Origin of the sequence: Mycobacterium sp. VKM Ac-1816D (assembly GCF_000416385.1) — a bacterium.
In the GTDB taxonomy this organism is placed as follows: Bacteria; Actinomycetota; Actinomycetes; order Mycobacteriales; family Mycobacteriaceae; genus Mycobacterium; species Mycobacterium neoaurum_A.
The window spans coordinates 171129-192682 of the sequence record NZ_AOHQ01000131.1 but is presented as its reverse complement, the minus strand read 5'-3'; the positions used below and the strand labels follow the sequence as shown (position 1 = coordinate 192682).

17 protein-coding genes are annotated in these 21554 nt (G+C 66.7%); 7 read left to right on the top strand and 10 right to left on the bottom strand.

Annotated elements, in window-relative coordinates; translation table 11 throughout:
• Positions 1-24 precede the first annotated feature (24 nt).
• The 8 genes from G154_RS10690 to G154_RS10655 form a co-directional block, all read right to left on the bottom strand.
• Entirely contained in the window at positions 25-3519 is a 3495-nt protein-coding gene (locus tag G154_RS10690) for a DNA-directed RNA polymerase subunit beta (protein WP_110806929.1), read from the bottom strand.
• A gap of 453 nt (positions 3520-3972) precedes the next feature.
• Positions 3973-5049: an ABC transporter ATP-binding protein gene (locus G154_RS10685; RefSeq protein ID WP_019514003.1), complete on the bottom strand. Its 1077-nt coding sequence runs from the start codon at positions 5047-5049 to the stop codon at positions 3973-3975.
• A gap of 170 nt (positions 5050-5219) precedes the next feature.
• Positions 5220-5606: a 50S ribosomal protein L7/L12 gene (gene rplL / locus G154_RS10680; protein WP_019514002.1), complete on the bottom strand. Its 387-nt coding sequence runs from the start codon at positions 5604-5606 to the stop codon at positions 5220-5222.
• A gap of 33 nt (positions 5607-5639) precedes the next feature.
• Complete coding sequence (rplJ, locus tag G154_RS10675) at positions 5640-6176, bottom strand: 50S ribosomal protein L10 (protein ID WP_019514001.1); 537 nt, start codon at positions 6174-6176, stop codon at positions 5640-5642.
• A 238-nt stretch (positions 6177-6414) separates the two neighbouring features.
• On the bottom strand, positions 6415-7305 hold the full coding sequence (locus tag G154_RS10670) for an ROK family protein (RefSeq protein WP_019514000.1): 891 nt from the start codon (positions 7303-7305) through the stop codon (positions 6415-6417).
• The gene (locus G154_RS10665; protein ID WP_019513999.1) at positions 7305-7871 is read right to left on the bottom strand and encodes a hypothetical protein; all 567 of its coding nucleotides are present in this window, start codon (positions 7869-7871) and stop codon (positions 7305-7307) included. Before G154_RS10665 ends, G154_RS10670 begins: the two co-directional genes overlap by 1 nt.
• Positions 7868-11980, bottom strand: a complete 4113-nt coding sequence (locus tag G154_RS10660; protein WP_023985320.1) for an NEW3 domain-containing protein — start codon at positions 11978-11980, stop codon at positions 7868-7870. Before G154_RS10660 ends, G154_RS10665 begins: the two co-directional genes overlap by 4 nt.
• Before the next feature lie 10 nt (positions 11981-11990).
• Positions 11991-12944, bottom strand: coding sequence for a YafY family protein (locus G154_RS10655; RefSeq protein WP_019513997.1), 954 nt, complete (start codon positions 12942-12944; stop codon positions 11991-11993).
• A 63-nt stretch (positions 12945-13007) separates the two neighbouring features.
• Between G154_RS10655 and G154_RS10650 the strand changes: the two genes are divergently transcribed.
• Together G154_RS10650 and G154_RS10645 are read left to right on the top strand one after the other, a co-directional pair.
• Positions 13008-13526 carry a DinB family protein gene (locus G154_RS10650; RefSeq protein WP_019513996.1) on the top strand — a complete coding sequence of 173 codons (519 nt, stop codon included), beginning with the start codon at positions 13008-13010 and terminating at the stop codon, positions 13524-13526.
• 1 nt (position 13527) lies between these two features.
• The gene (locus tag G154_RS10645; RefSeq protein ID WP_023985319.1) at positions 13528-14130 is read left to right on the top strand and encodes a DinB family protein; all 603 of its coding nucleotides are present in this window, start codon (positions 13528-13530) and stop codon (positions 14128-14130) included.
• Positions 14131-14184: 54 nt separating this feature from the next.
• On the opposite strand, the gene G154_RS10640 is transcribed toward G154_RS10645, so the two are convergent.
• Both G154_RS10640 and G154_RS10635 read right to left on the bottom strand, forming a co-directional pair.
• Complete coding sequence (locus G154_RS10640) at positions 14185-15042, bottom strand: hypothetical protein (protein WP_023985318.1); 858 nt, start codon at positions 15040-15042, stop codon at positions 14185-14187.
• Positions 15043-15158: 116 nt separating this feature from the next.
• On the bottom strand, positions 15159-15740 hold the full coding sequence (locus tag G154_RS10635; protein WP_019513993.1) for a TetR/AcrR family transcriptional regulator: 582 nt from the start codon (positions 15738-15740) through the stop codon (positions 15159-15161).
• A gap of 77 nt (positions 15741-15817) precedes the next feature.
• On the opposite strand from G154_RS10635, the gene G154_RS10630 reads away from it, so the two are divergent.
• The 5 genes from G154_RS10630 (at position 15818) to G154_RS10610 (ending at position 21517) form a co-directional block, all read left to right on the top strand.
• On the top strand, positions 15818-16807 hold the full coding sequence (locus G154_RS10630) for an oxygenase MpaB family protein (RefSeq protein WP_019513992.1): 990 nt from the start codon (positions 15818-15820) through the stop codon (positions 16805-16807).
• 52 nt (positions 16808-16859) lie between these two features.
• Positions 16860-18203 (top strand): AarF/ABC1/UbiB kinase family protein, encoded by a 1344-nt coding sequence (locus G154_RS10625; protein ID WP_023985317.1) that lies wholly within the window; start codon positions 16860-16862, stop codon positions 18201-18203.
• 71 nt (positions 18204-18274) lie between these two features.
• Entirely contained in the window at positions 18275-19171 is an 897-nt protein-coding gene (locus tag G154_RS10620; protein WP_019513990.1) for an alpha/beta fold hydrolase, read from the top strand.
• Between the two features lie 95 nt (positions 19172-19266).
• Positions 19267-20136, top strand: coding sequence for a cyclopropane mycolic acid synthase family methyltransferase (locus G154_RS10615; RefSeq protein ID WP_019513989.1), 870 nt, complete (start codon positions 19267-19269; stop codon positions 20134-20136).
• 496 nt (positions 20137-20632) lie between these two features.
• Complete coding sequence (locus G154_RS10610) at positions 20633-21517, top strand: cyclopropane mycolic acid synthase family methyltransferase (protein ID WP_019513988.1); 885 nt, start codon at positions 20633-20635, stop codon at positions 21515-21517.
• Positions 21518-21554 lie beyond the last annotated feature (37 nt).

Here is a 21554-nt window from a genome sequence, read left to right as displayed (position 1 = left end):
CCCTTGCGGGACTAGAAATACTTATTAGGCCAGATCTTCGACAGAGGCGGATTCGTTGCGCGACAGGTTGATTCCGAGGTTGGCAGCGGCGCGCTCCAGGTCCTCGTCGTCTCCGTCACGCATCTCGATCGCCGCGCCGTCCGAAGACAGCACCTCGACGTTCAGGCAGAGCGACTGCAGCTCCTTGAGAAGCACCTTGAACGACTCCGGGATGCCCGGCTCGGGGATGTTCTCGCCCTTGACGATTGCCTCGTACACCTTGACGCGACCCACCGTGTCGTCGGACTTGATGGTGAGCAGCTCCTGCAGCGTGTACGCCGCGCCGTAGGCCTGCATGGCCCAGCACTCCATCTCACCGAACCGCTGACCACCGAACTGCGCCTTACCACCGAGCGGCTGCTGGGTGATCATCGAGTACGGACCGGTCGAACGGGCGTGGATCTTGTCGTCGACCAGGTGGTGCAGCTTCAGGATGTACATGTAGCCGACCGTCACCGGGTACGGGAACGGTTCGCCACTGCGGCCGTCGAACAGCTCGGACTTGCCCTGCGCGTTGACCATGACGTCACCGTCGCGGTTGGGCAGCGTCGAGCCGAGCAGGCCTTCGAGCTCCTTCTCCTGCGCGCCGTCGAACACCGGGGTGGCCACGATGCTGTCGGCCGGAGCCGACTGCATCCCCTCGGGCAGCTTCGCCGCCCATTCGGGTGAACCCTCAATGTTCCAGCCGGCCTTGGCGACCCACCCGAGGTGGGTTTCCAGGATCTGGCCGATGTTCATACGACGCGGCACACCGTGGGTGTTCAGGATGATGTCCACCGGGGTGCCATCGGGCATGAAGGGCATGTCCTCGATCGGCAGGATCTTGCCGATGACGCCCTTGTTGCCGTGGCGTCCGGCGAGCTTGTCGCCGTCGGAGATCTTGCGCTTCTGGGCCACGTAGACGCGGACCAGTTCGTTGACACCGGCGGGCAGCTCGTCGTCATCCTCGCGGGAGAACACGCGGATACCGATGACCTTGCCGGACTCGCCGTGGGGCACCTTGAGCGACGTGTCGCGGACCTCACGGGCCTTTTCACCGAAGATGGCACGCAGCAGGCGCTCTTCCGGGGTCAGCTCGGTCTCGCCCTTCGGGGTGACCTTGCCGACCAGGATGTCGCCGTCGCGGACCTCGGCGCCGATGCGGATGATGCCGCGCTCGTCGAGATCGGCCAGCACTTCATCGGAGACGTTCGGGATATCCCGGGTGATCTCCTCGGCGCCCAGCTTGGTGTCGCGGGCATCGATCTCGTGCTCTTCGATGTGAATCGAGGTGAGCACGTCTTCTTCAACCAGACGGCTGGAGAGGATGATCGCGTCCTCGTAGTTGTGCCCCTCCCACGGCATGACGGCGACGAGCAGGTTCTTGCCCAGCGCCATCTCACCGTTCTCGGTGCACGGACCGTCGGCCAGAACCTGGCCGGCCTCGACACGCTGTCCGGTGTCCACGATCGGGCGCTGGTTGGCGCACGTGCCGTGGTTGGACCGGGCGAACTTGCGCATCCGGTAGGTCTGGCGGCTGCCGTCATCGGCCATCACGGTGATGTAGTCGGCCGAGACCTCTTCGATGACACCGGTCTTGTCGGCGACGACAACGTCACCGGCGTCGATGGCGGCACGCAATTCCATGCCGGTACCGACCAGCGGGGCCTCGCTGCGGACCAGCGGAACGGCCTGGCGCTGCATGTTGGCACCCATCAGGGCACGGTTGGCGTCGTCATGCTCGAGGAACGGGATCATCGCCGTCGCGACCGACACCATCTGGCGCGGCGAGACGTCCATGTAATCCACGTCTTCGGCGGCGACGAACTCGACCTCGCCACCCTTACGGCGGACCAGGATGCGGTCCTCCTCGAAGCGGCCGTTGGCGTCCAGCGGCGAGTTGGCCTGCGCCACGATGTGGCGGTCCTCCTCGTCGGCGGTCAGGTAGTCGATCTGGTCGGTGACCACACCGTCGGTGACCTTGCGGTACGGCGTCTCGATGAAGCCGAACGGGTTGACCCGTGCGTACACCGACAGCGAACCGATCAGGCCGATGTTCGGGCCTTCCGGGGTCTCGATCGGGCACATCCGGCCGTAGTGGCTGGAGTGCACGTCACGGACCTCGAGGCCGGCACGCTCACGGGACAGACCGCCGGGGCCCAGCGCCGACAGACGGCGCTTGTGGGTCAGACCCGACAGCGGGTTGTTCTGGTCCATGAACTGCGACAGCTGGCTGGTCCCGAAGAACTCCTTGATCGCCGCCACGACGGGACGGATGTTGATCAGGGTCTGCGGGGTGATCGCCTCGACGTCCTGGGTGGTCATGCGCTCACGCACGACACGCTCCATACGCGACAGGCCGACCCGGATCTGGTTCTGGATCAGCTCGCCGACGGTGCGCAGACGACGGTTACCGAAGTGGTCGATGTCGTCGACCTCGACGGGCACCTCGACACCACCGGGCGCGGTCATCACCTTGTCGCCCTGGTGCAGACGCACCAGGTACTCGATGGTGGCGACGACGTCCTCTTCGGTCAGCGTCGAGTTGGTGATCGGCTGGCCCGCGTTCAGGCCGAGCTTCTTGTTCACCTTGTACCGGCCCACGCGGGCCAGGTCGTAGCGCTTGTCCTTGAAGAACAGGTTCTCCAGCAGGGTCTGCGCCGACTCCTTGGTCGGGGGCTCGCCCGGGCGCAGCTTCCGGTAGATGTCCAGCAGCGCCTCGTCGGTACCGGCGGTGTTGTCCTTCTCCAGCGTGCTCATCATGATCTCGGAGAAGCCGAAGCGCTCGGTGATCTGCTCGTTGGTCCAGCCGAGCGCCTTGAGCAGCACGGTGACGGGCTGGCGGCGCTTGCGGTCGATGCGCACACCGACGGTGTCGCGCTTGTCGACGTCGAACTCCAGCCACGCGCCGCGGCCCGGGATGACCTTGACGCTGTGCAGGTCCTTCTCGGTCGCCTTGTCGATCGACGAGTCGAAGTACACACCCGGCGAACGGACCAGCTGGCTCACCACGACACGCTCGGTGCCGTTGATGATGAAGGTGCCCTTCTCGGTCATCATCGGGAAGTCACCCATGAAGACCGTCTGGCTCTTGATCTCGCCGGTGTTGTTGTTGATGAACTCGGCCGTGACGAACAGCGGGGCCGCGTACGTCATGTCCTTGTCTTTGCACTCGTCGACCGGGGCCTTGACCTCGTCGAAGCGCGGATCCGAGAAGCTCAGCGACATGGAGCCGGAGAAGTCCTCGATCGGGGAGAGTTCGGCAAGGACCTCTTCCAGACCGCCAACGGGGTTCACATCGCCGCGGTCGACTGCCTTGGTGCGCCACTTGTCCGAACCGACCAGCCACTCGAACGAGTCGGTCTGAACGTCGAGCAGCCCCGGAACCTCAAGAGGCTCGCGGAGCTTGGCGAAGGAAATACGATTGGGCGCTCCCGGAACGGAGCTATTAGTGGAATCTGACTTGCTCTGGCTCGAGACTGCCAAGATGCACCCTTCCAGCTATATCTGCATCGGTTCGGCTGGCTCTCAAGCCCGAATCTTCGAGCAATGGCACGCGACCTAGATCACTGAGCAGGGGCTCAGGCTAGGTCCACGATGTCAGGTGCACAGAAGGGTGGGCAGGATGCAGCCAGCGCAACGTCCAACAATAGCGGAACATGGCGCATTCCTCAACCACGGCATGTATGGGGTGCGTCCGGCGCTGGCTGGCGACTGGATCCTGCACTTTGCCTCATACATTGCTGCCCAACAGACTGGCCCGTTTGCCGCCGTCCGTCAAGAGATAAGGCCGTGTCGGCTGTGGAGTTTTCAGATTTGCTCGGCGCAATGTTCCGCTGACAGCCGCGTCGTGCCTATATATCCATGACGGAGCTGTCAGCGGAACATTGCGATCCGGCCCCGACAAGAAACCGCCCGGGCTGTCGCCCGGGCGGTTTCTTGTCGGATCAGGTTCTACTGGTTGCTCACCGGGATGGACTGCGTCGGAGCGTCGTCCTCCTGGTTGTGCGGACGGGCGGGGGCGTGGCCGGGCTCGTGCGAGGCGTACTGGTGGGTGCCCTCCAGATCGTCGCGGATCGCCTCCTGGGCGGCCGGCGGCAGCGTGTGCAGGATCTCGCGCACCCGAGCCTGACGACGACCCACAGCCTTACGCTCGGGCATACCGGGAGTGGCCATCAGCTGCGGGGGCACACCCTCGATCTCCTCGACGCCACCGTCGTGCTGACCGGCCTCCATCATGGCCTGCTCGGCCGCAGCGGTGGCCTCGTCCTTCTCCTCCGACATACCGATCGGCCCGATACGCCGACCGTTGAGGAACTGCTTGACCACCGGCTCTTCGCTGGTCAGCAGCACCTCGCGGGGGCCGAACATGATCAGCTGCTTGCGGAACAGCATGCCGATGTTGTCGGGCACCGTGCGAGCGATGTTGATGTTGTGCGTCACGATCAGCACCGTCGCGTCGATCTGGGCGTTGATATCGATCAGCAACTGCGACAGATACGCGGTACGGACCGGATCCAGACCGGAGTCCGGCTCGTCACACAGGATGATCTGCGGGTCCAGCACCAACGCGCGGGCCAGGCCCGCACGCTTGCGCATACCACCGGAGATCTCACCGGGGAACTTGTGCCCGTCATTGGGCATACCGACCAGCTCGAGCTTTTCCATCACGATGTTGCGAATCTCGGACTCGGACTTCTTCGTGTGCTCGCGCAGCGGGAAGGCCGTGTTGTCGTAGATGTTCATCGAGCCGAACAGCGCGCCGTCCTGGAACAGCACACCGAACAGCGTGCGGATCTCGTAGAGCTCCTTGGCCGAGCACTCCAGGATGTTGGTGCCATCGATGATGATCGAGCCGCGCTCAGGCCGCAGCAGGCCGATCAGTGACTTCAGGAACACCGACTTACCGGTACCCGAGGGGCCCAGCAGCACGCTGACCTCACCTGCGGGAATCGACATCGTGACGTCTTCCCAGATCTTCGACGACCCGAACGACTTGCTCAGGTTGTTCACGTCGATTTGGACGCCCATACATGTTCCTTCCGATTGCAGCCCGGGTACTGCCACTCGCCAGGGGCACCTGTGGCTTGAGTCACTGTAACGTACGCCCATTTCCAGCAACGACGAACGGTTGCCCTACGGGCGGGAGAAACGACTGCGGGCCGGGTCGAATGATCGACCCGGCCCGCAGTGCGAGTGAACTACTTGACGGTGACGCTGGCGCCGGCGGCCTCGAGCTTGGCCTTGGCATCCTCAGCGGCTTCCTTGCTGACCTTCTCCAGCAGCGGCTTGGGCGCGCCGTCGACCAGATCCTTGGCTTCCTTCAGGCCCAGGCCGGAGACGATCTCGCGGACGACCTTGATGACGCCGATCTTCTTGTCGCCGGCACCCTCGAGGATGACGTCGAATTCGCTCTGCTCTTCGGCGGCCTCGGCGGGCGCACCGGCGGCGGGGCCGGCGGCCACGGCGACCGGAGCGGCGGCGGTGACGTCGAAGGTCTCCTCGAACTGCTTCACGAACTCAGAGAGCTCCAGCAGGGTCATTTCCTTGAACGCGTCGAGCAGTTCTTCGGTGGACAGCTTTGCCATGGTGATTCCTTATCTCTGTGGGTGGTGGTGTGCTTAAGCGGCGTCGGTGTTTTCCGAGCCGGCCTTCTTCTCTTGCAGAGCTGCGGCCAGACGGGCGATCTGGGACGCGGGCGCAACGAACAGCGCCGCGGCCTGGGACTGCTTCGCCTTCAGCGCGCCGGCCAGCTTGGACAGCAGGACCTCGCGCGATTCCAGATCGGCGATCCGGTTGACCTCATCGACGGAAAGAGCCTTTCCGTCCATGTAGCCGCCCTTGACGACCAGTGCCTTGTTGTCCTTGGCGAACTTCTTGATCGCCTTCGCGGCGTCAACGGGCTCACCGCTGATGAACGCGATGGCGGTCGGGCCGGCGAACAGATCGTCCAGACCCTCGATGCCGGCTTCGGCAGCCGCACGCTTGACCAAGGTGTTCTTGGCAACCGTGTAGGTGGTTCCGTCGCCCAGCGACCTGCGCAGCTCGGCAAGATTGGACACCGTCAGGCCGCGGTACTCGGTGACGACGGTGGCCGTCGCCTCCTTGAACTTCTCGGCGATGTCGGCGACCGCGGTGGCCTTTTCAGCCTTGGCCATGCTTGCCTCCTCGTGATGGTTGGGTCGTCCACCGCATGAGGGGCCAGAAATCACAAACGCCCCGACACAGAAAGGTCGGGGCGCGCAAGAATGCTTCTACCTCGTCCTCCTGCGTGGGCCGCCGGGAAATCCCGGACCTTCAACCGACTGCTCATCGGTGACCTACGGTCTTCGGTGGAACTGCAGAAGAATAGCCTGCCGGGCGGCCCCAGCCCAAATCCGCGAAGAACGTCTCGGATCAGGTGGTCGCCAGCACCCCCGCTCCGATCAGCCCGGCATCCGACCCCAACTCGGCGGGCACCACTCGCAGGCTGCGCAGGAAGGCCAGTCCGGCGTAGTCGGCCAGTGCCGCACGCAGCGGGTCGAACAGCACCGGCCCGGCCTTGGCCACCCCACCGCCGATGACCGCCAGATCCAGATCGCATACCGCCGCGGTGGAGGCGATCATCGCGGCCACCGCCGTCGCGCCCCGGCGGAACGCCTCGACGGCGATCGGGTCATCGCGTTGCACATCCGCGGCAAGCTGTTTGGCATCGGTACCCGCCCAGCCCTGCGCGCGGGCCCAGCGGGTCATCGCCGGGCCGGAAGCCACCGTCTCCACGCAGCCGCGGCCCCCGCACGGACAGCGCTGCCCGTCGAGTTCGATCACCGTGTGCCCGACATGTCCGGCGTTGCCGGTGCGGCCGTCATAGGGCACGCCGCCGAGCACCAGTCCGCCGCCGATACCGGTCGAGACCACCATGCCCAGCAGGAACTGTGCGCCGCGTCCCGCGCCGTACCGGTGCTCGCCGAGCGCCATGCACAGCCCGTCACCGCCGAGACGCACGGGCAGCCCGGTCTGCTGCGCCACCCGGGCCACGATCGGGAAGTCCCGCCACACGGCGATGTTGACCGGGCTGATCGTCCCGGCGCCGAGGTCCACCGGTCCGGCCGAGGAGATGCCGATGGCCTCGACGCCCCCGGTCGGCTCGGCGGCAAGGGTCGCGGTGATCAGTTCCGCCGTCGCACCCCAGGCATCCTCGGCCGAGGTCTGCGGTGTGGGTACCTCGGTCCGGTGCACCAGGGTGCCGCCGTCGACCAGTGCGGCGGCGATCTTGGTGCCGCCGATGTCGATCGCGAGGACCGTCATCAGTGTCGGTGGGTGTTGTCGGGTTGACGCGGATCGCCGGGGTGCTCGTAGCCCGGTGCCAGCTGCACCAGTTCGGCGGTGCGGGCGTCGAGCCATTGCCGGAACGCCCGCCGCTGCGCCGCCGACCGCAGGTGTTCGGCGATCAGCAGATAGGCCTCGTCGAGTGCCAGCGGCACCGATCGACGCGGCCCGAACCGGCCGGGGTTGCGCCGGTGGTAGTCGGCGATCTCGATATCGGTGACGTCGACCCCTGCGGTGACGGCGGCGAAGGCGGCGCGGCCCGCGGGCGTGCTCAGGACGGCCGCGGCGATGCTGCCGATCTCCAGGCGCGCGGTCATATCGGGCAGTATCTCCTCCTGCGTCGGGACATGGCCCGCGGTGCCCGCCTCGAGTTCGACGACACGTTCGGCGGCCAGCAGCTGGGTCAGCCAGCGTCGCAACTGACGGCCCTCACCGGTGCCCGGCCGGGGCAGCGCGGCGGCCGAATTACCCTCCCGCAGGACCCTTTCCCGCTCGTCGACCTGGGCGACGGTGATCGGGACACCACCCACCAGCGCGGCGGTCACGTCACCACCACCGCGACGGCGGGCGAGTACACCAGCGTGCCCGCGGCGGCCACCCGGACCAGCGCCCACCATCGGCCCGGTGAAACCCAGCGCGGCGGGCTGACGTCGAAGTCCAGCGTGACCCGGCCCTCGGCGGGCAGCTCTGCGCCGATCACCGCGGGCCCCAACCACTCCCAGGTCCCCCACGGGCTGATCAGATGGGCCTCCACCGAGAGATCGGCGCGGGCGTCGGTGCCGACGGTGACGCTCAGCCGAGCTTGGCCGCCCGGTCGCACGCGCACCTCTGCGGGCCCGTCGACCAGCCGCAGAACCTGCCCTTCGGCCGCCCGATCCGTCTGGCCCACCTGCACCAGACAGACATCCTCGACCACCTGACGCCACGTGGCCGGCAGACCTCGTCCGCCGGTGAGCGCCAGCTCCACCCGCACCGGGTACAGGCCCGGCGGCGCCGCGGCGGGTACCGCCACGGCGACCTCGGCGTCGAGATACTCCCCCGGCGGTAGCACGAAGGCCACCTCGTCGGGGTCGGCGGACCATTGCGGCGGGCAGATCAGCCGGACCCGCCCGCGCAGTGCGGCGTCGGTGCAATCGCTGGCGGCGGTCAGCCGCAGCGGCAGCGGCGTACCCGGCTGCACCTGCGCCTGCCTGGGATGCACGTGCGCGACAGCGGGCAACCCGCCCAGCGGAGCGGGCCCCCGGTTGTGCAGCCAGTAGCGCGCGTAGACCGGTTGCGCCGCTTCGGCTTCGGGGCCGATGCTGTCGTTGTCGGCGTGCAGGATCTGCACCGCGTCCAGATGCGCCAGCAGGGTGGCGATCTGGTAGCCGTGCAGCGCATCGGCGGCCGGGCCGGCATCGTTTTCCAACAGGTCGACGTGGCGCATCCCGGACACCGCGCAGATACCCGAGCGGATGACGAACGGCGTATGCCTGCCATGCGTCTCGACCAGCCGCATGGCCACCGAACCCGCGTCAACGCCAGCGAGCGCGCCGGCCGTCATCGGGTTACCGGCGGCCTTGAGCGCTCCGAGCTGGACACCCTCGGCGTCCACGTCGAGCAGTGCGCCGTGTGCGGGGAGCAGATCCGCTCCTGCCCGCCGATTCACCACCGCGATCAGCGGGTGGCCGAATTCGGCGCTGCAGCGCGGTATTCCACGATCCCGCCAGTCGCCGGAACCGGCGACCAGCGCATAGTCGAAGGTGTGCGTCCAGTGCTGCAGGCCGAAGTTGGAGCCGTCCGGCGCGGTGCGCCGCGGCGGGTCGATCCAGGTCCCCGACGGCCACCCCGTGCACGACCGCATCAGGGACGTGTGCAGTGAACCGTCGGGTTCGACGGCGAAGCCGGGCACACCGCGGTTGAGCAACGCCACCGTCGCCGATTCGAAGGGCTCCATCCCGGCCGGCGTCTGCTGCGACACCGCGATCTCGGCGTCGGCGATATCGTCGATCAGCGCGGTGAGACCACCGGCGATGACCAGAACCGGCAAGGTGCGCTCGCCGCGCAGGTCGGCCCCCGGCACCCATTCCTGTCCCAGCGGGGCGACCGCGGGAACCCAGACGCGGGCCGCACCGGTCGCCGAAAGCTGACGGTCGAACTCCTGGCGGTATTCCGGCGCGCACGCCAATACCGCTGCGGTGAAACCGTTCTCGTCGGGGCCTCCGATGGCAAGCCGGGCATCGGGCAGGTTGGAATCCACGGCCAGATCCCCATAGCGCGGCTGTCCGGCTACGGTGCAGGTGGCGGTGACACCCGTGCGCACCAGCGCCACCATCACCTCGCGGGCATCGAAATCGTCGTCGCCGACCACGACCTCGGCCACCGAGATCGCCCTGGTGTGCTCCCCGACGCGGACCCGCAGCGTCGCCGACAGACCGAACCAGCCGTAGGCGGGGTTGTCCAGGGTGGACGGGTGCACGGCGGCGTCCACCGCTTCGTCTCCGTCGTGGAACAGTCCGAACCCGCGACCGATGACGGCGTCGCCGACCTCGCTGACGGGCATGGCGCCGGGCACCGGGCACGGCCAGCGCAGCCGCAGCAGATCGTCCGAGCCGGTGAATTCGTCTATCACGGTGCGGTATTCGATGCGCTCGACACCGTGCCAGACGGTGATGGTCTGGGTGTAGCTCACCACGTCCCCGATATGCCCGGTGACGACCAGCCGTTCACCGAGCGCGCAGCGCCACAGCTGCACCGCAGCGGGATGTTCGGCCGACGTGGTCACCGGCCCGCGCGGCAGCAGATGCCAGGGCCCCTCGCCGGCCTGCGGATGGGCGGAATACTCGGCGTAGACGGCGAGTTCGTTGCCGACGCACCCGGGGGCGATCCATTCCCGACCGTCGGTGATCAACGAGCTGACCCCGCCGCCGCGGTCGGGATCCACGGTCACGCGATGCCGGGCGGTGGCGATGGCAACCCCGTCGTGGGGTTCCCAGCGCGACCCGCGGACGTCGCCGTCGAGGCGATATCCCTGCCAGCCCAACGAGCCGACCCCCTCGGCCAGCCAGCTGACCCGCCCGTCCTCGATCAGGGTCGGCAACTCGGCGCCGTCGACATCGCGGACCACACCGGTGAAGTCGTGGTCGAACTCGGCGGTGACGATATCGGTTCGGTTGTGCGCCAGTGGGTTCCATACCACCATCGGTACGTTCACCGCACCGGAGAGCAGTCGTAGCGCGTTGTCACGGGTACCGCGGCCGATCTCCCAGGCGTCGCGCCAGCCGGTCAGCAGGTCCAGGTACACCTGGTCGGACTCGGACCCGGTGATGGCGTCGTGGTGGGCACCATATGCCAGCTGCACCCAGGCCTTGGCCAACGCGGCCTGCGGATACCGGACGCCGCCGAGCACACCGGCGAACACCGCGAAGCGCTCGGCCTCCAGCACCGCGTTCTCGGCGGCGCGGTTGGCCTGTTTGGTGTCGATATAGGAGACGTCCTTGCCGGTGTAGATGGGATTCATATCCCTGGTCTGCACCGACGCCCGACGCCCGGTCTGGTCGAGTTCGTCCCGGACCGCGGCAAAGAATTCGCGCGGCAGCGCGCAGACGAACCGCGGCCAGGTGTAGCGAGCGTTCCAGTCCCGGTGGATCTCGGTGACCCATTTGTTCGGCGGCGTGTAGTCGGTGCCGACAGGAAGGAGCACGTTGCGGGTCAGCGCGACCTTCTTCAGTTCGGTGAAAAGCCGGTAGGTTTCGGCCTCGGCGTCGGCCAGCGTCGGCGCGGAGTCCATCCACCAGCCCGCGGCATAGTGCGCGGGCATGTAGTGGGTCAGCAACCCGCGCCCCGACGGCGCGGTCCACTCGAATTCGCTGGCGAACTGCATGCGCTCGGGGTCACCGTGATCGGCCATCGGTCCCCACTGGTGGTGCGGTCCCCGCGCCCATGAACTCGATGTCAGTCCGGCGTCGGCGGCCATTCCGGGAAACTGCGGATCATGGCCGAACACGTCGAGCTGCCAGGCCGTCGCCGGGTCACCACCGAGCACGTGGCGTTGAAAACCGATGCCGGCCACGAAATTCCGGATCGCCGTCTCAGGGCTAGTGAGGTTGGTGTTCGGTTCGTTGTACGTGCCACCCATGATCTCGATGCGGCCTTCGTCGATGAGTCGGCGCAGATCGGTGCGTTCCTCGGGGTGGGTGTCCCAGAACGGTTTGAGGTAGTCCACCTCGGCCAGCACGAACTTGTATTCGGGCACCCTGCGGGCCATCTCGAGGTGGGCGGTGACGAGGTCGAAACCGTTGGTCTGGCGGCACGCGCCGGGCGGATCCTCGGTCCACAGGCTGGTGTAGGCCGCCTGGGTGTTCCACCACACCGGGTCGTAGTGGAAGTGGCTGATCATGTGCATGGTCCAGCCCGGTTCGGCGACCACGAACTCGAAGGCGGTGTCACCGATCCGGGCGTTGTGACGCTGCCCGGGGGTGGGGTCGTCGACATAGACCGGGATCTCGACGTAGGTATCCCCCGGTTGGGCGACGGCCTCGCCGTGGATGCCGTAGCCGCTCACCCGCACCGGCGTGGGGACCGTGCAGGCGGTGTGGTGGGCGCGGACGAGTTGCAGCGGGGCGGCCGGCGGCCCGACGAACAACTCCGTCGATTCCGCAGCTGTCACTCGCATGCTCCGCACCCTACGTTCGGGTGCCCGCCCGCTGCAGCAGTTCGGCCGCGGTCCGCACGGCGTCGGCGACTTCCGGCGGTTCGAGCACCTCGAACTCACATCCGGGCATGGCCAGATAGAGCGCCATCACCCGCGGATCGTCGGCGCCGGTGGTCAGGATGCAGGCGTGTTCACCGTCGGGTTCGATATGCACCGAGGCCGACGAGAAGGTCTGTGCCACAACATCACGCGACGCGTGGTAGCGCACCCTGGCGATATAGCGGTAGGGCGAGCTGGTGATGGCGCGTTGGACGTACTGGGCGGCGTCGGGGGCAGGACGCGCGGTGAAGGTGCTGCCCACCGCCCGAACGGTGTCCATCCGGTCCAGGCGCAGGCTGCGCCACTCCTGCTTGTCCCTGTCGAAGGCCAGCAGGTACCACCGCCGTCCGGTGGTCACCAGTTGGTAGGGCTCGAGGCGGCGTTGCGAGGTGGCGCCGCGGATATCGGTGTACCCGCAGCCGATGTGTTCGTGGTCGCGGCAGGCCCGGGCCAGCGTCATCAGCACCTCGGGATCGACGGGGGCGTCGCTCTGCGTCGGGGTCAGGGTGACGGTGCTTTCGTGTACCGCGGCGACCTGCGAGCGCAGCCGCGACGGCATGACCTGGTCGAGCTTGGAGAGCGCACGCAACGCGGACTCCCCCACGCCGGCCACGCTCCCGCCGGCAGCCAACCGCAGGCAGACGGCCATCGCGACGGCCTCGTCGGGATCCAGCAGCAGCGGTGGCATCGCGGCGCCTGCAGCCAGTTGGTAGCCCCCGCCGTGGCCCTTGCTGGCGTGCACCGGGTAGCCGAGTTCACGCAGCCGCTCGACATCTCGGCGCACACTGCGGGTGGTGACCTCGAGGCGTTCGGCCAGCTCCTCGGAGGTCCAGACACGACGTGACTGCAGCAGGCCGAGCAGCTGCAGGACGCGGGCGGTACTCATGCCCCTCATGCTGCCGCATTCATAGGACCGAAACTGTCCTATACGGGTGAGAGTCTTTGAGCCATGAACACCGAACTGCTGGCCGACCAGCTGGACTTCCACTGGGATCACCAGCTGCGACCGAGGCTGACCGGCCTCACCGACGAGGAATACTTCTGGGCGCCGGTACCGGACTGCTGGACGGTCCATCCGGACGGCCGGGTTGATTTCGTATATCCGCAACCCGAGCCGGCGCCGTTCACGACGATCGCGTGGCGGATGGCCCATGTGATCATCGGCGTACTGGCCATGCGAAGTCATTCTCACTTCGGCGGCCCACTCGCCGATTACCAAACCTGGCCGTATGCCACCGATGCGGCGACTGCCCTGGACCAGCTCGACGAGGAGAAAGCGCGGTGGACGGCCGGGGTGCGGGCCCTCTCCGATGCAGACCTGCAGCGCCCCTGCGGGCCCGCCGAGGGGCCGTACGCCGAGTACCCGATGGCCGCGCTGGTGCTGCACATCAACCGCGAGCTGATCCATCACGGCGCCGAAATCTGTCTGCTGAGAGACCTTTTCACCCACACCCAGAAGGAGAACTGAGATGCCCGCTATGCCCCCTCCCGTCGCCGACGAGCGCGCCGGCTTCAAGGAGTACGTCGCCGCCCAGCAATACGCCTTCCGGGCGATCGCCTTCGGCCTGACCGACGAGCAGGCGCGATCCACGCCCAGTGTCAGCGCGTTGTCGATCGGCGGGCTGATCAAGCACGTCACCAGTTGCCAGAAGGGGTGGATGGAGCGGGTCGCGTCGGCCCCGCAACTGCCCGCGGCCGACGACCGCCCGATGGAGGAGGTGCAGGCCGAGTACACCGAGCAGTTCGTCATGCGCGAGGACGAGACCCTTGCCGGGATCCTGGCGGCGTTCGACGAGCAGAATGCCGAGACCATCCGCCTCATCGAGACCGCGGATCTGGCTGCGGCGGTGCCGGTTCCGCAGGGGGTGCCGTGGTTCCCCAAGGATGTCGCGGCATGGTCGGTGCGCTGGGTGATCTTCCACATGATCGAGGAACTGGCCCGCCACGCCGGGCAGGGCGACATCATCCGGGAAAGTATCGACGGTGCCACCCTCTACGAGCTGCTGGCCGGCCTTGAGGATTGGGAGCCGACGCCGTGGCTGACCCCGTGGGGCAAGGAAGCGGTCTCCTAGTGTGCCGAGAGTGACGCTATGGTCGTACCCGCGCGGTCGAACGCGACCACAGCGTCACTCTCGCGCCGCGGTGCCGGACCAACCGCGAGACTCCAGGGCGGCCCTGGCGTGGCCGACGATGTCGCTCGGCCGGTCCTCTTTGATGACGCGGATGAGGCGCCACCCCGCGCGCTGCAGCTCGCGGCCCACCCACACGTCGCGGGCATAGACCGTGCGGTCACTCAGATGCTGCTCACCGTCGTACTCGGCGCCGACCCGGTAGTCCTCCCAGACCATGTCGAGTCGCCTGATGTAGCACCCTTCGACGGTGCGCACGACGAATTGCGTTCTCGGCCATGGCAGCCCGGCATCGATGAAGAGCAGCCGGAGCCAGCTCTCCCGCGGCGATTCGGCACCACCGTCGACGTACGGCAGGATCTCGCGGAGTTGCACGAGGCCTCGGACGCCGGGATGCGACTCGGCCAATGCCAGGACGTCCTCGATCCGGTAGGGGGCATCCCGCATGAGGGCATCCAGCCGGGCGATCGCGACACTGCGCCGAAACCGGCGTGCGAGGTCAAAAGCGGTGCGCTCACGCGTCGTGACCGGGACGCCGCCGACGGTCGTGGTCTCGGCGGCGGGCAGGAGGTCCTTGCGGATCACCAGGCCGGCTTGGTGCCGACACTGAGCGAACACCTCGACCGGCTCGGCGTCGGAGACCCATCGCGCACCGTGCAGAGCGGCGGCCGCGACCCCGCCGATCACACCGTCAGGGACGGCGAGCAGCGCGGCGTCGATGCGCTCGCGCAGCGTCGGGAGATGACCGCGCGGGATGTGGACGCCACGCAGTAGCGGCCGATAGCGGTGCCGAAGTTGCCCGCGGGTCAGCGCGCCGCTTGCCATCGCGACGCCCCCGTCGAATGGAATGTGCACACCTGCTTGGACGCAGCGGCGACTCGGACGGATCCATACCGGCACGAGAGTGACGTAATGGTCGCGGATGCCATCCCCGGAGCAACCATTGCGTCACTCTCGGCGGACAAGAGGGCTCAGAAGAACCGGACCGCGGCGTCGACGACGACGTCCAGATCCTCGCCGAGCGTGCCGGAGAGCCACTGCTGGGCGAGCTCGGCCATCGCGCCGGTGTACATGGCCGCGCCGACGCGGGCGGCGACGGGATCAGAGCCCGGGTGCAGCCGCGCGCCCTCGGCGAGCACGGCATCGAGAAGTTGGTCCTGCAGGGCGGCGCGCCGTTCGGCGAGCACCGGATTGGCGCGGGCGTCGGTGAACAGCACGCGGCCGCGGCGCGGGTCGGCGGAGCTGAAGCCGAGCACCGCCGCGACACCCGCCCGGGTGCGGGCACTCAACGAGCCGCCGGCCGAGGTCATCGCGGTGTCGACGGCCGCGCCGAGCTCCCCGGCGACCTTGTCGAACACCGCGCCCAGCAGCTCGCCGATATCGGCGAAGCTCTCGTAGAAGTAACGGGTGTTCAGCGCGCTTTCCCGGCATACCGAGCGCACTGTCAGCGCGGCCTCACCGCCCGTCCCGAACAGCGCGTAGGCGGCGTCGATCAACAGCGCGCGACGTTCCGCGCGCCGATCGGTCAGTGCGACGCCAGCCCACCGAGTCATCGCATCAGACTAAATCTGGTCACGCCCGTATCCAAAATGTATTCTGGCTACAGCCGTGACCAGAAAGGGGCTCACCCGTGGACATGCCGCACCAGGTGCTGGAGCAAGGCCTGCAGGGCCGGTACGACAAGACCTTTCGCAGGCACTTCTTCAAGGGCCTGGAGTTCGCCGGCCCCGAGGGCGATCCGGGCTGGTTCGGTCCCGGCAGCGCCGTCTGGCACGTGCACTCCCATACCGAGGCACTGATCTTCGGCCTGCAGTGCGCGGCCTATCTGGAACGGCTCGACCCGTCCATCTACTGGATGGGCATGCACCACTCACGCCTGGTCAAGCGCGAGGCCGACGGCACCGCCGTCCCTGTCATCGACCCCAAGGGCGCCGCGATCCGGCTCGGCCACTCGATCGCCTTCTTCATCGGCACCGCCTACGGCAACACCGAGACCGCCGAACGCGTCTCGCGGACCGTGCGCGCCATGCACCACACCATCAAGGGCACCCGGCCCGACGGCGCCACCTACGACGCCGACGATCCCGAGTGGTTGCGCTGGAACTACGCCACCGTGGTGTGGGGGTTGGCCACCGCCCACGAGCTCTATCATCCGAATCCGTTGCGGGGCAAGAAGCTCGACCGCTACTACGGCGAGTTCACCAGGGTCGGGCACGCACTGGGTGGCACCGACCTGCCCACCACGAAGGCCGAGACGCTGGAATGCCTGCACTCCTATCTCCCCCGGCTGGCCCTCACCCACGGCGCGGCGATGGCCACCGGACCCAATCTGCCGATGCCGCAGAGCGCGGTCGACTGGGCCATCCGCGACACCATGCCGCGGTGGGCCAAACAGCTCATCGGGCACACCGACCCCAACCCCATCGAGCGGGCGGGGCGGCGCGCCATCGTCTGGTCGGTGATCAACGGTCTGCACACCGCGGCCGGCGCCGCCCCCGAGTTCCGTCAGGCCCAGCGACGGGTGGCCGGTGGCACCACCGTGGCCCACACCGAGCCCCGTTATGTGCCGGGCAGCGATCCCGAGCTCAGCCGTGACCAGGTGGAGCGTGCCTTCGTGTGACGTGGACCACCCGTGTTTTTACCGCTACCGCCGGTTTTGAGACACTGCAGAGATGAGTACCCAACACCGAGAAGGAGCCCGGCTGGACCGGGTGCCGTTGCCGGTGGAGGCCGCCCGCGTCGGCGCGACGGGCTGGCAGGTCACCCGCACCGGCGCCCGCGTCGCCCGCAGCCTGCTGCGTAAAGGGTCGCTGCAACAAAAGGTCATCACGCAGATTCCGCAGACATTCGCCGACCTGGGCCCCACCTATGTCAAGTTCGGTCAGATCATCGCCTCCAGCCCGGGCGCCTTCGGCGAGCACCTCAGCCGGGAGTTCCGCGGCCTGCTGGATCGGGTCCCGCCCGCCGATGCGGCGGCGGTGCACAAGCTGGTCAAGGAAGAACTGGGCGACGAGCCGCAGAACCTGTTCAAGTCCTTCGACGAGAAGCCGTTCGCGTCGGCCTCGATAGCCCAGGTGCACTATGCGACGTTGCACAGCGGCGAGGAGGTCGTGGTCAAGATCCAGCGCCCGGGGATCCGGCGCCGGGTCGCCGCGGATCTGCAGATCCTCAAGCGCGGGGCCCGGTTGGTGGAGTTCGCCAAGCTCGGCCAGCGGTTGTCCGCACAAGACGTGGTCGCCGACTTCGCCGACAACCTTGCCGAGGAGCTCGACTTCCGGCTGGAGGCCCAGTCGATGGACGCCTGGGTGGCCCACATGCACGCCTCCCCGCTGGGTGAGAACATCCGCGTCGCGCAGGTCTACTGGGATCTGACCAGCGAGCGAGTGCTCACCATGGAGCGCATCCAGGGCACCCGCATCGATGATGTCGCGGCCATCCGCAAACAGGGCTTCGACGGTGAACAGCTGGTCAAGGCGCTGCTGTTCAGCGTGTTCGAGGGTGGTTTGCGGCACGGCCTGTTCCACGGCGACCTGCACGCCGGCAACCTCTACGTCGACGATGCCGGCAAGATCGTGTTCTTCGACTTCGGCATCATGGGCCGCATCGATCCGCGGACCCGGTGGCTGCTGCGCGAGCTGGTCTACGCGCTGCTGGTCAAGAAGGACCATGCCGCGGCGGGAAAGATCGTCGTGTTGATGGGCGCGGTCGGCACCGTCAAACCCGAGGCGCAGGCGGCCAAGGATCTGGAAAAGTTCGCCACCCCGCTGACCATGTCCTCGCTGGGCGATCTGAGCTACGCCGAGATCGGCAAGCAGCTCTCCACGCTGGCCGACGCCTATGACGTGAAGCTGCCGCGGGAGTTGGTGCTGATCGGCAAGCAGTTCCTCTACGTCGAGCGCTACATGAAACTGCTGGCGCCACGCTGGCAGATGATGAGCGACCCGCAGCTGACCGGTTACTTCGCCAACTTCATGGTCGAGGTCAGCCGCGAGCATTCCGACGAGCTGGACAGCTAGCACCGAAATCCCACCGCCGAAACGGCACTGACGCTCGCCGCTTTGCGCGCGGGGCGAACTGGAGGTCAGGTATGCAAATCCGTACGGGTGTCGCGCGCGCGGGTGAACTGGACATCGTCTACGACGACATGGGCGATCCGGACCACCCCGCGGTGCTGTTGATCATGGGCCTCGGCGCACAGATGGTGTTGTGGCGCAAAGAGTTCTGCCAGAAGTTGGTGGATCAGGGGCTGCGCGTCATCCGGTTCGACAACCGCGATGTGGGGCTCTCGTCGAAGCTGCCGCACGCCCGCAGCGGTGCGCCGCTGGTCCCGCGGATGGCCCGTTCACTGGCGGGGATGAAGAGCCCGGCCGGTTACACCCTTGAGGACATGGCCGATGATGCGGCCGCGCTGCTGGATCAACTCGGCATCGAGCGCGCCAATATCGTCGGGGCATCCATGGGCGGCATGATCGCCCAGGTGTTCGCCGCACGGCATGCCGCGCGTACCCGGTCGCTGGCTGTCATCTTCTCCAGCAACAACCAGGCATTCCTGCCGCCGCCGGGCCCCCGCCAACTGCTGACACTGCTGTCGAAGCCCGCCGACACCAGCCGCGAGGGCGTGATCGCCAATACCGTTCGCGTTTCCAAGATCATCGGCAGCCCCGGGTATCCCAAATCCGACGAACAGCTACGGGCCGAGGCCGCCGAAAGCTACGAACGTTCCTACTACCCGGCCGGGATCGGCAGGCAGTTCGCGGCGATCATGGGCAGCGGCAGCCTGCTGGACTATGACCGACAGATCACCGCGCCCACGGTGGTCATCCACGGCAAGGCAGACAAATTGATGCGACCGTCCGGCGGCCGGGCCATCGCACGGGCAATTCCCGGAGCAAGGCTGGTGCTTTTCGACGGGATGGGTCACGAACTGCCCGAACCGCTCTGGGACGACATCGTCGGTACACTCAAGGCAAACTTTTCCGCATAAGTTCAGCCATCTCACCTCCAGCGCGTAGAGTCGCCGCAAGGGCCGGATCAACGATGATCCGGGGGGACGTAGCAGGTCGCGGTGGGGATACAACATTGACCGGACGTAAGAAGCTCGAACCGCATTTCTCGGATGTACAGGCGCATTACGACCTGTCTGACGATTTTTTCGCGCTGTTTCTGGATCCGACCAGGACATACAGCTGCGCGTATTTCGAGCGCGACGATATGACGTTGCACGAGGCCCAGTTGGCCAAGATCGATTTGTCGTTGGGCAAATTGGGACTCGAGCCGGGCATGACGCTGCTCGACATCGGCTGTGGCTGGGGCGCGACCATGACGCGCGCACTGGAGCGCTACGACGTCAACGTCATCGGGTTGACGCTCAGCGAGAACCAGAAAGCCCATGTGGAGGCCGAGTTCGACAAATCGGATTCCACTAGGGACAAGCGGGTGTACCTCAAGGGTTGGGAAGAGTTCGACGAGCCCGTCGACCGCATCGTGTCGATCGGGGCGTTCGAGCATTTCGGCTTCGAACGCTATGACGCCTTCTTCGAGATGGCCTACAACGTGCTGCCCGACGCTGGCGTCATGCTGCTACACACCATCTGCGGCAAGCGATTTGACCAGCTCAGCGCCGAGGGTATCCCGCTGACCTTCGAGATCGCCCGGTTCGTGAAGTTCATCCTCACCGAGATCTTTCCCGGCGGACGGCTCCCCTCGATCGAGAAGGTCGAGGAGCATGCGCTGCCCGCCGGCTTCACGGTGACCAGACGCCAGTCGCTGCAGCCGCACTACGCCCGCACGCTGGACCTGTGGGCGGAGGCGCTCGAGGCGCATCATGATCAAGCGGTCGAGATCCAGTCCGAAGAGGTCTACCAGCGCTATATGAAGTACCTCACCGGCTGCGCGAACGGTTTTCGGACCGGCTACATCGACGTCAACCAGTTCACGATGGTCAAGTAAGACGTGCGCAAAGCGCGCGCACGGTGAAAGCCGTTGAAAATCAAGATCAATCGCACACTGAGCAAATATGTCCGACACCCGGCCGGGCATCGCGACCACCGAATAGCGAAACGTGGCAGAGCAGGTCAGCAGGCTCGCACCGTTGATCAGGTGTGGATTCAGCAAAGGCACTGACAGCCCGGACAATTTGCTCCCCACCTGCATTGCAGGCGCGAAAACGGCGCGCGACAACCCTTTTCCGCAATGACGTCCGCACAACGCACCACAGGACACATATCCACCATCCGCACGGGATCGGCCGTCGCGGACGATAGAGTCGAGTAAAGCAGGATCGCCATGAGCAACGGCGCGATGGCGATCACATCCGTTTTGAAGAGACACGCTGCGGAGTTCCTGGGGGACCGGATTCGCGGCGAGTAGGGTGCCCACACAAGTGGGCACCCGTGATGTGGTGGACGGCGTAGTCGGAACCCACCGAGAAGGGCAGGCCACCTCTATGTCTGACAAGTCGAGCGGCACCACGGACATGCGGCCGCATTTCGAGGACATCCAGGCTCATTACGATTTGTCCGATGATTTCTTCGGCGTCTTCCAGGACCCGACGCGCAAGTACAGCAGCGCCTTCTTCACCGGACCCAGCGTCACGCTGTCCGAGGCCCAGATCGCCAATGTCGACCAGCACCTGGACCGGTTGAACCTCCAGCCCGGCCAGACGTTGTTGGAGGTCGGCTGCGGATGGGGGCTCACGCTGCAGCGCGCCATGGAGAAGTACGACGTCAACGTCATCGGTCTGACGCTCAGCAAGAATCAGCAGGCGTACTGCAATCAGCTGCTCAGCTCCATCGATTCCGAGCGCACCTTCGATGTGCGGTTGGAAGGCTGGGAGCAGTTCCACTCTCCCGTCGACGCCATCGTGTCGATCGAGGCCATCGAACACTTCGGGTTCGAGCGCTTCGACGAGTTCTTCAAGAACAGCTTCGACATTCTGCCCTCCGGCGGCCGGATGACCATCCAGAGCAGCTGCGGCTACCACCCCGACGATCTGCGCGCGCGCGGCAAGAAGCTCACTTTCGAGCTGGCCCGGTTCGCGAAGTTCATGGCCGAGGTGATCTTCCCCGGCGGCCGGATCCCGAGCACCAAGATGCTGGTGGAACACGGCGAGAAGGCCGGCTTCACCGTTCCCGAGGTGCTGTCGCTGCGTAACCACTACATCAAGACCCTCGGCATCTGGGCCGCGCGCCTGGAGCACAACAAGGATCAAGCCATCGCCGCAGCCGGCGAGCAGCACTACAACGACTACATGCGCTACCTCACCGGTTGCCAGTACTACTACGTCGACGAGGCCCTCGACGTCAGCCTGGTCACCTACGTCAAGCCGTAGTCCCGCCTGCCCCGCGACGGCGACATCAGTCCGTAGT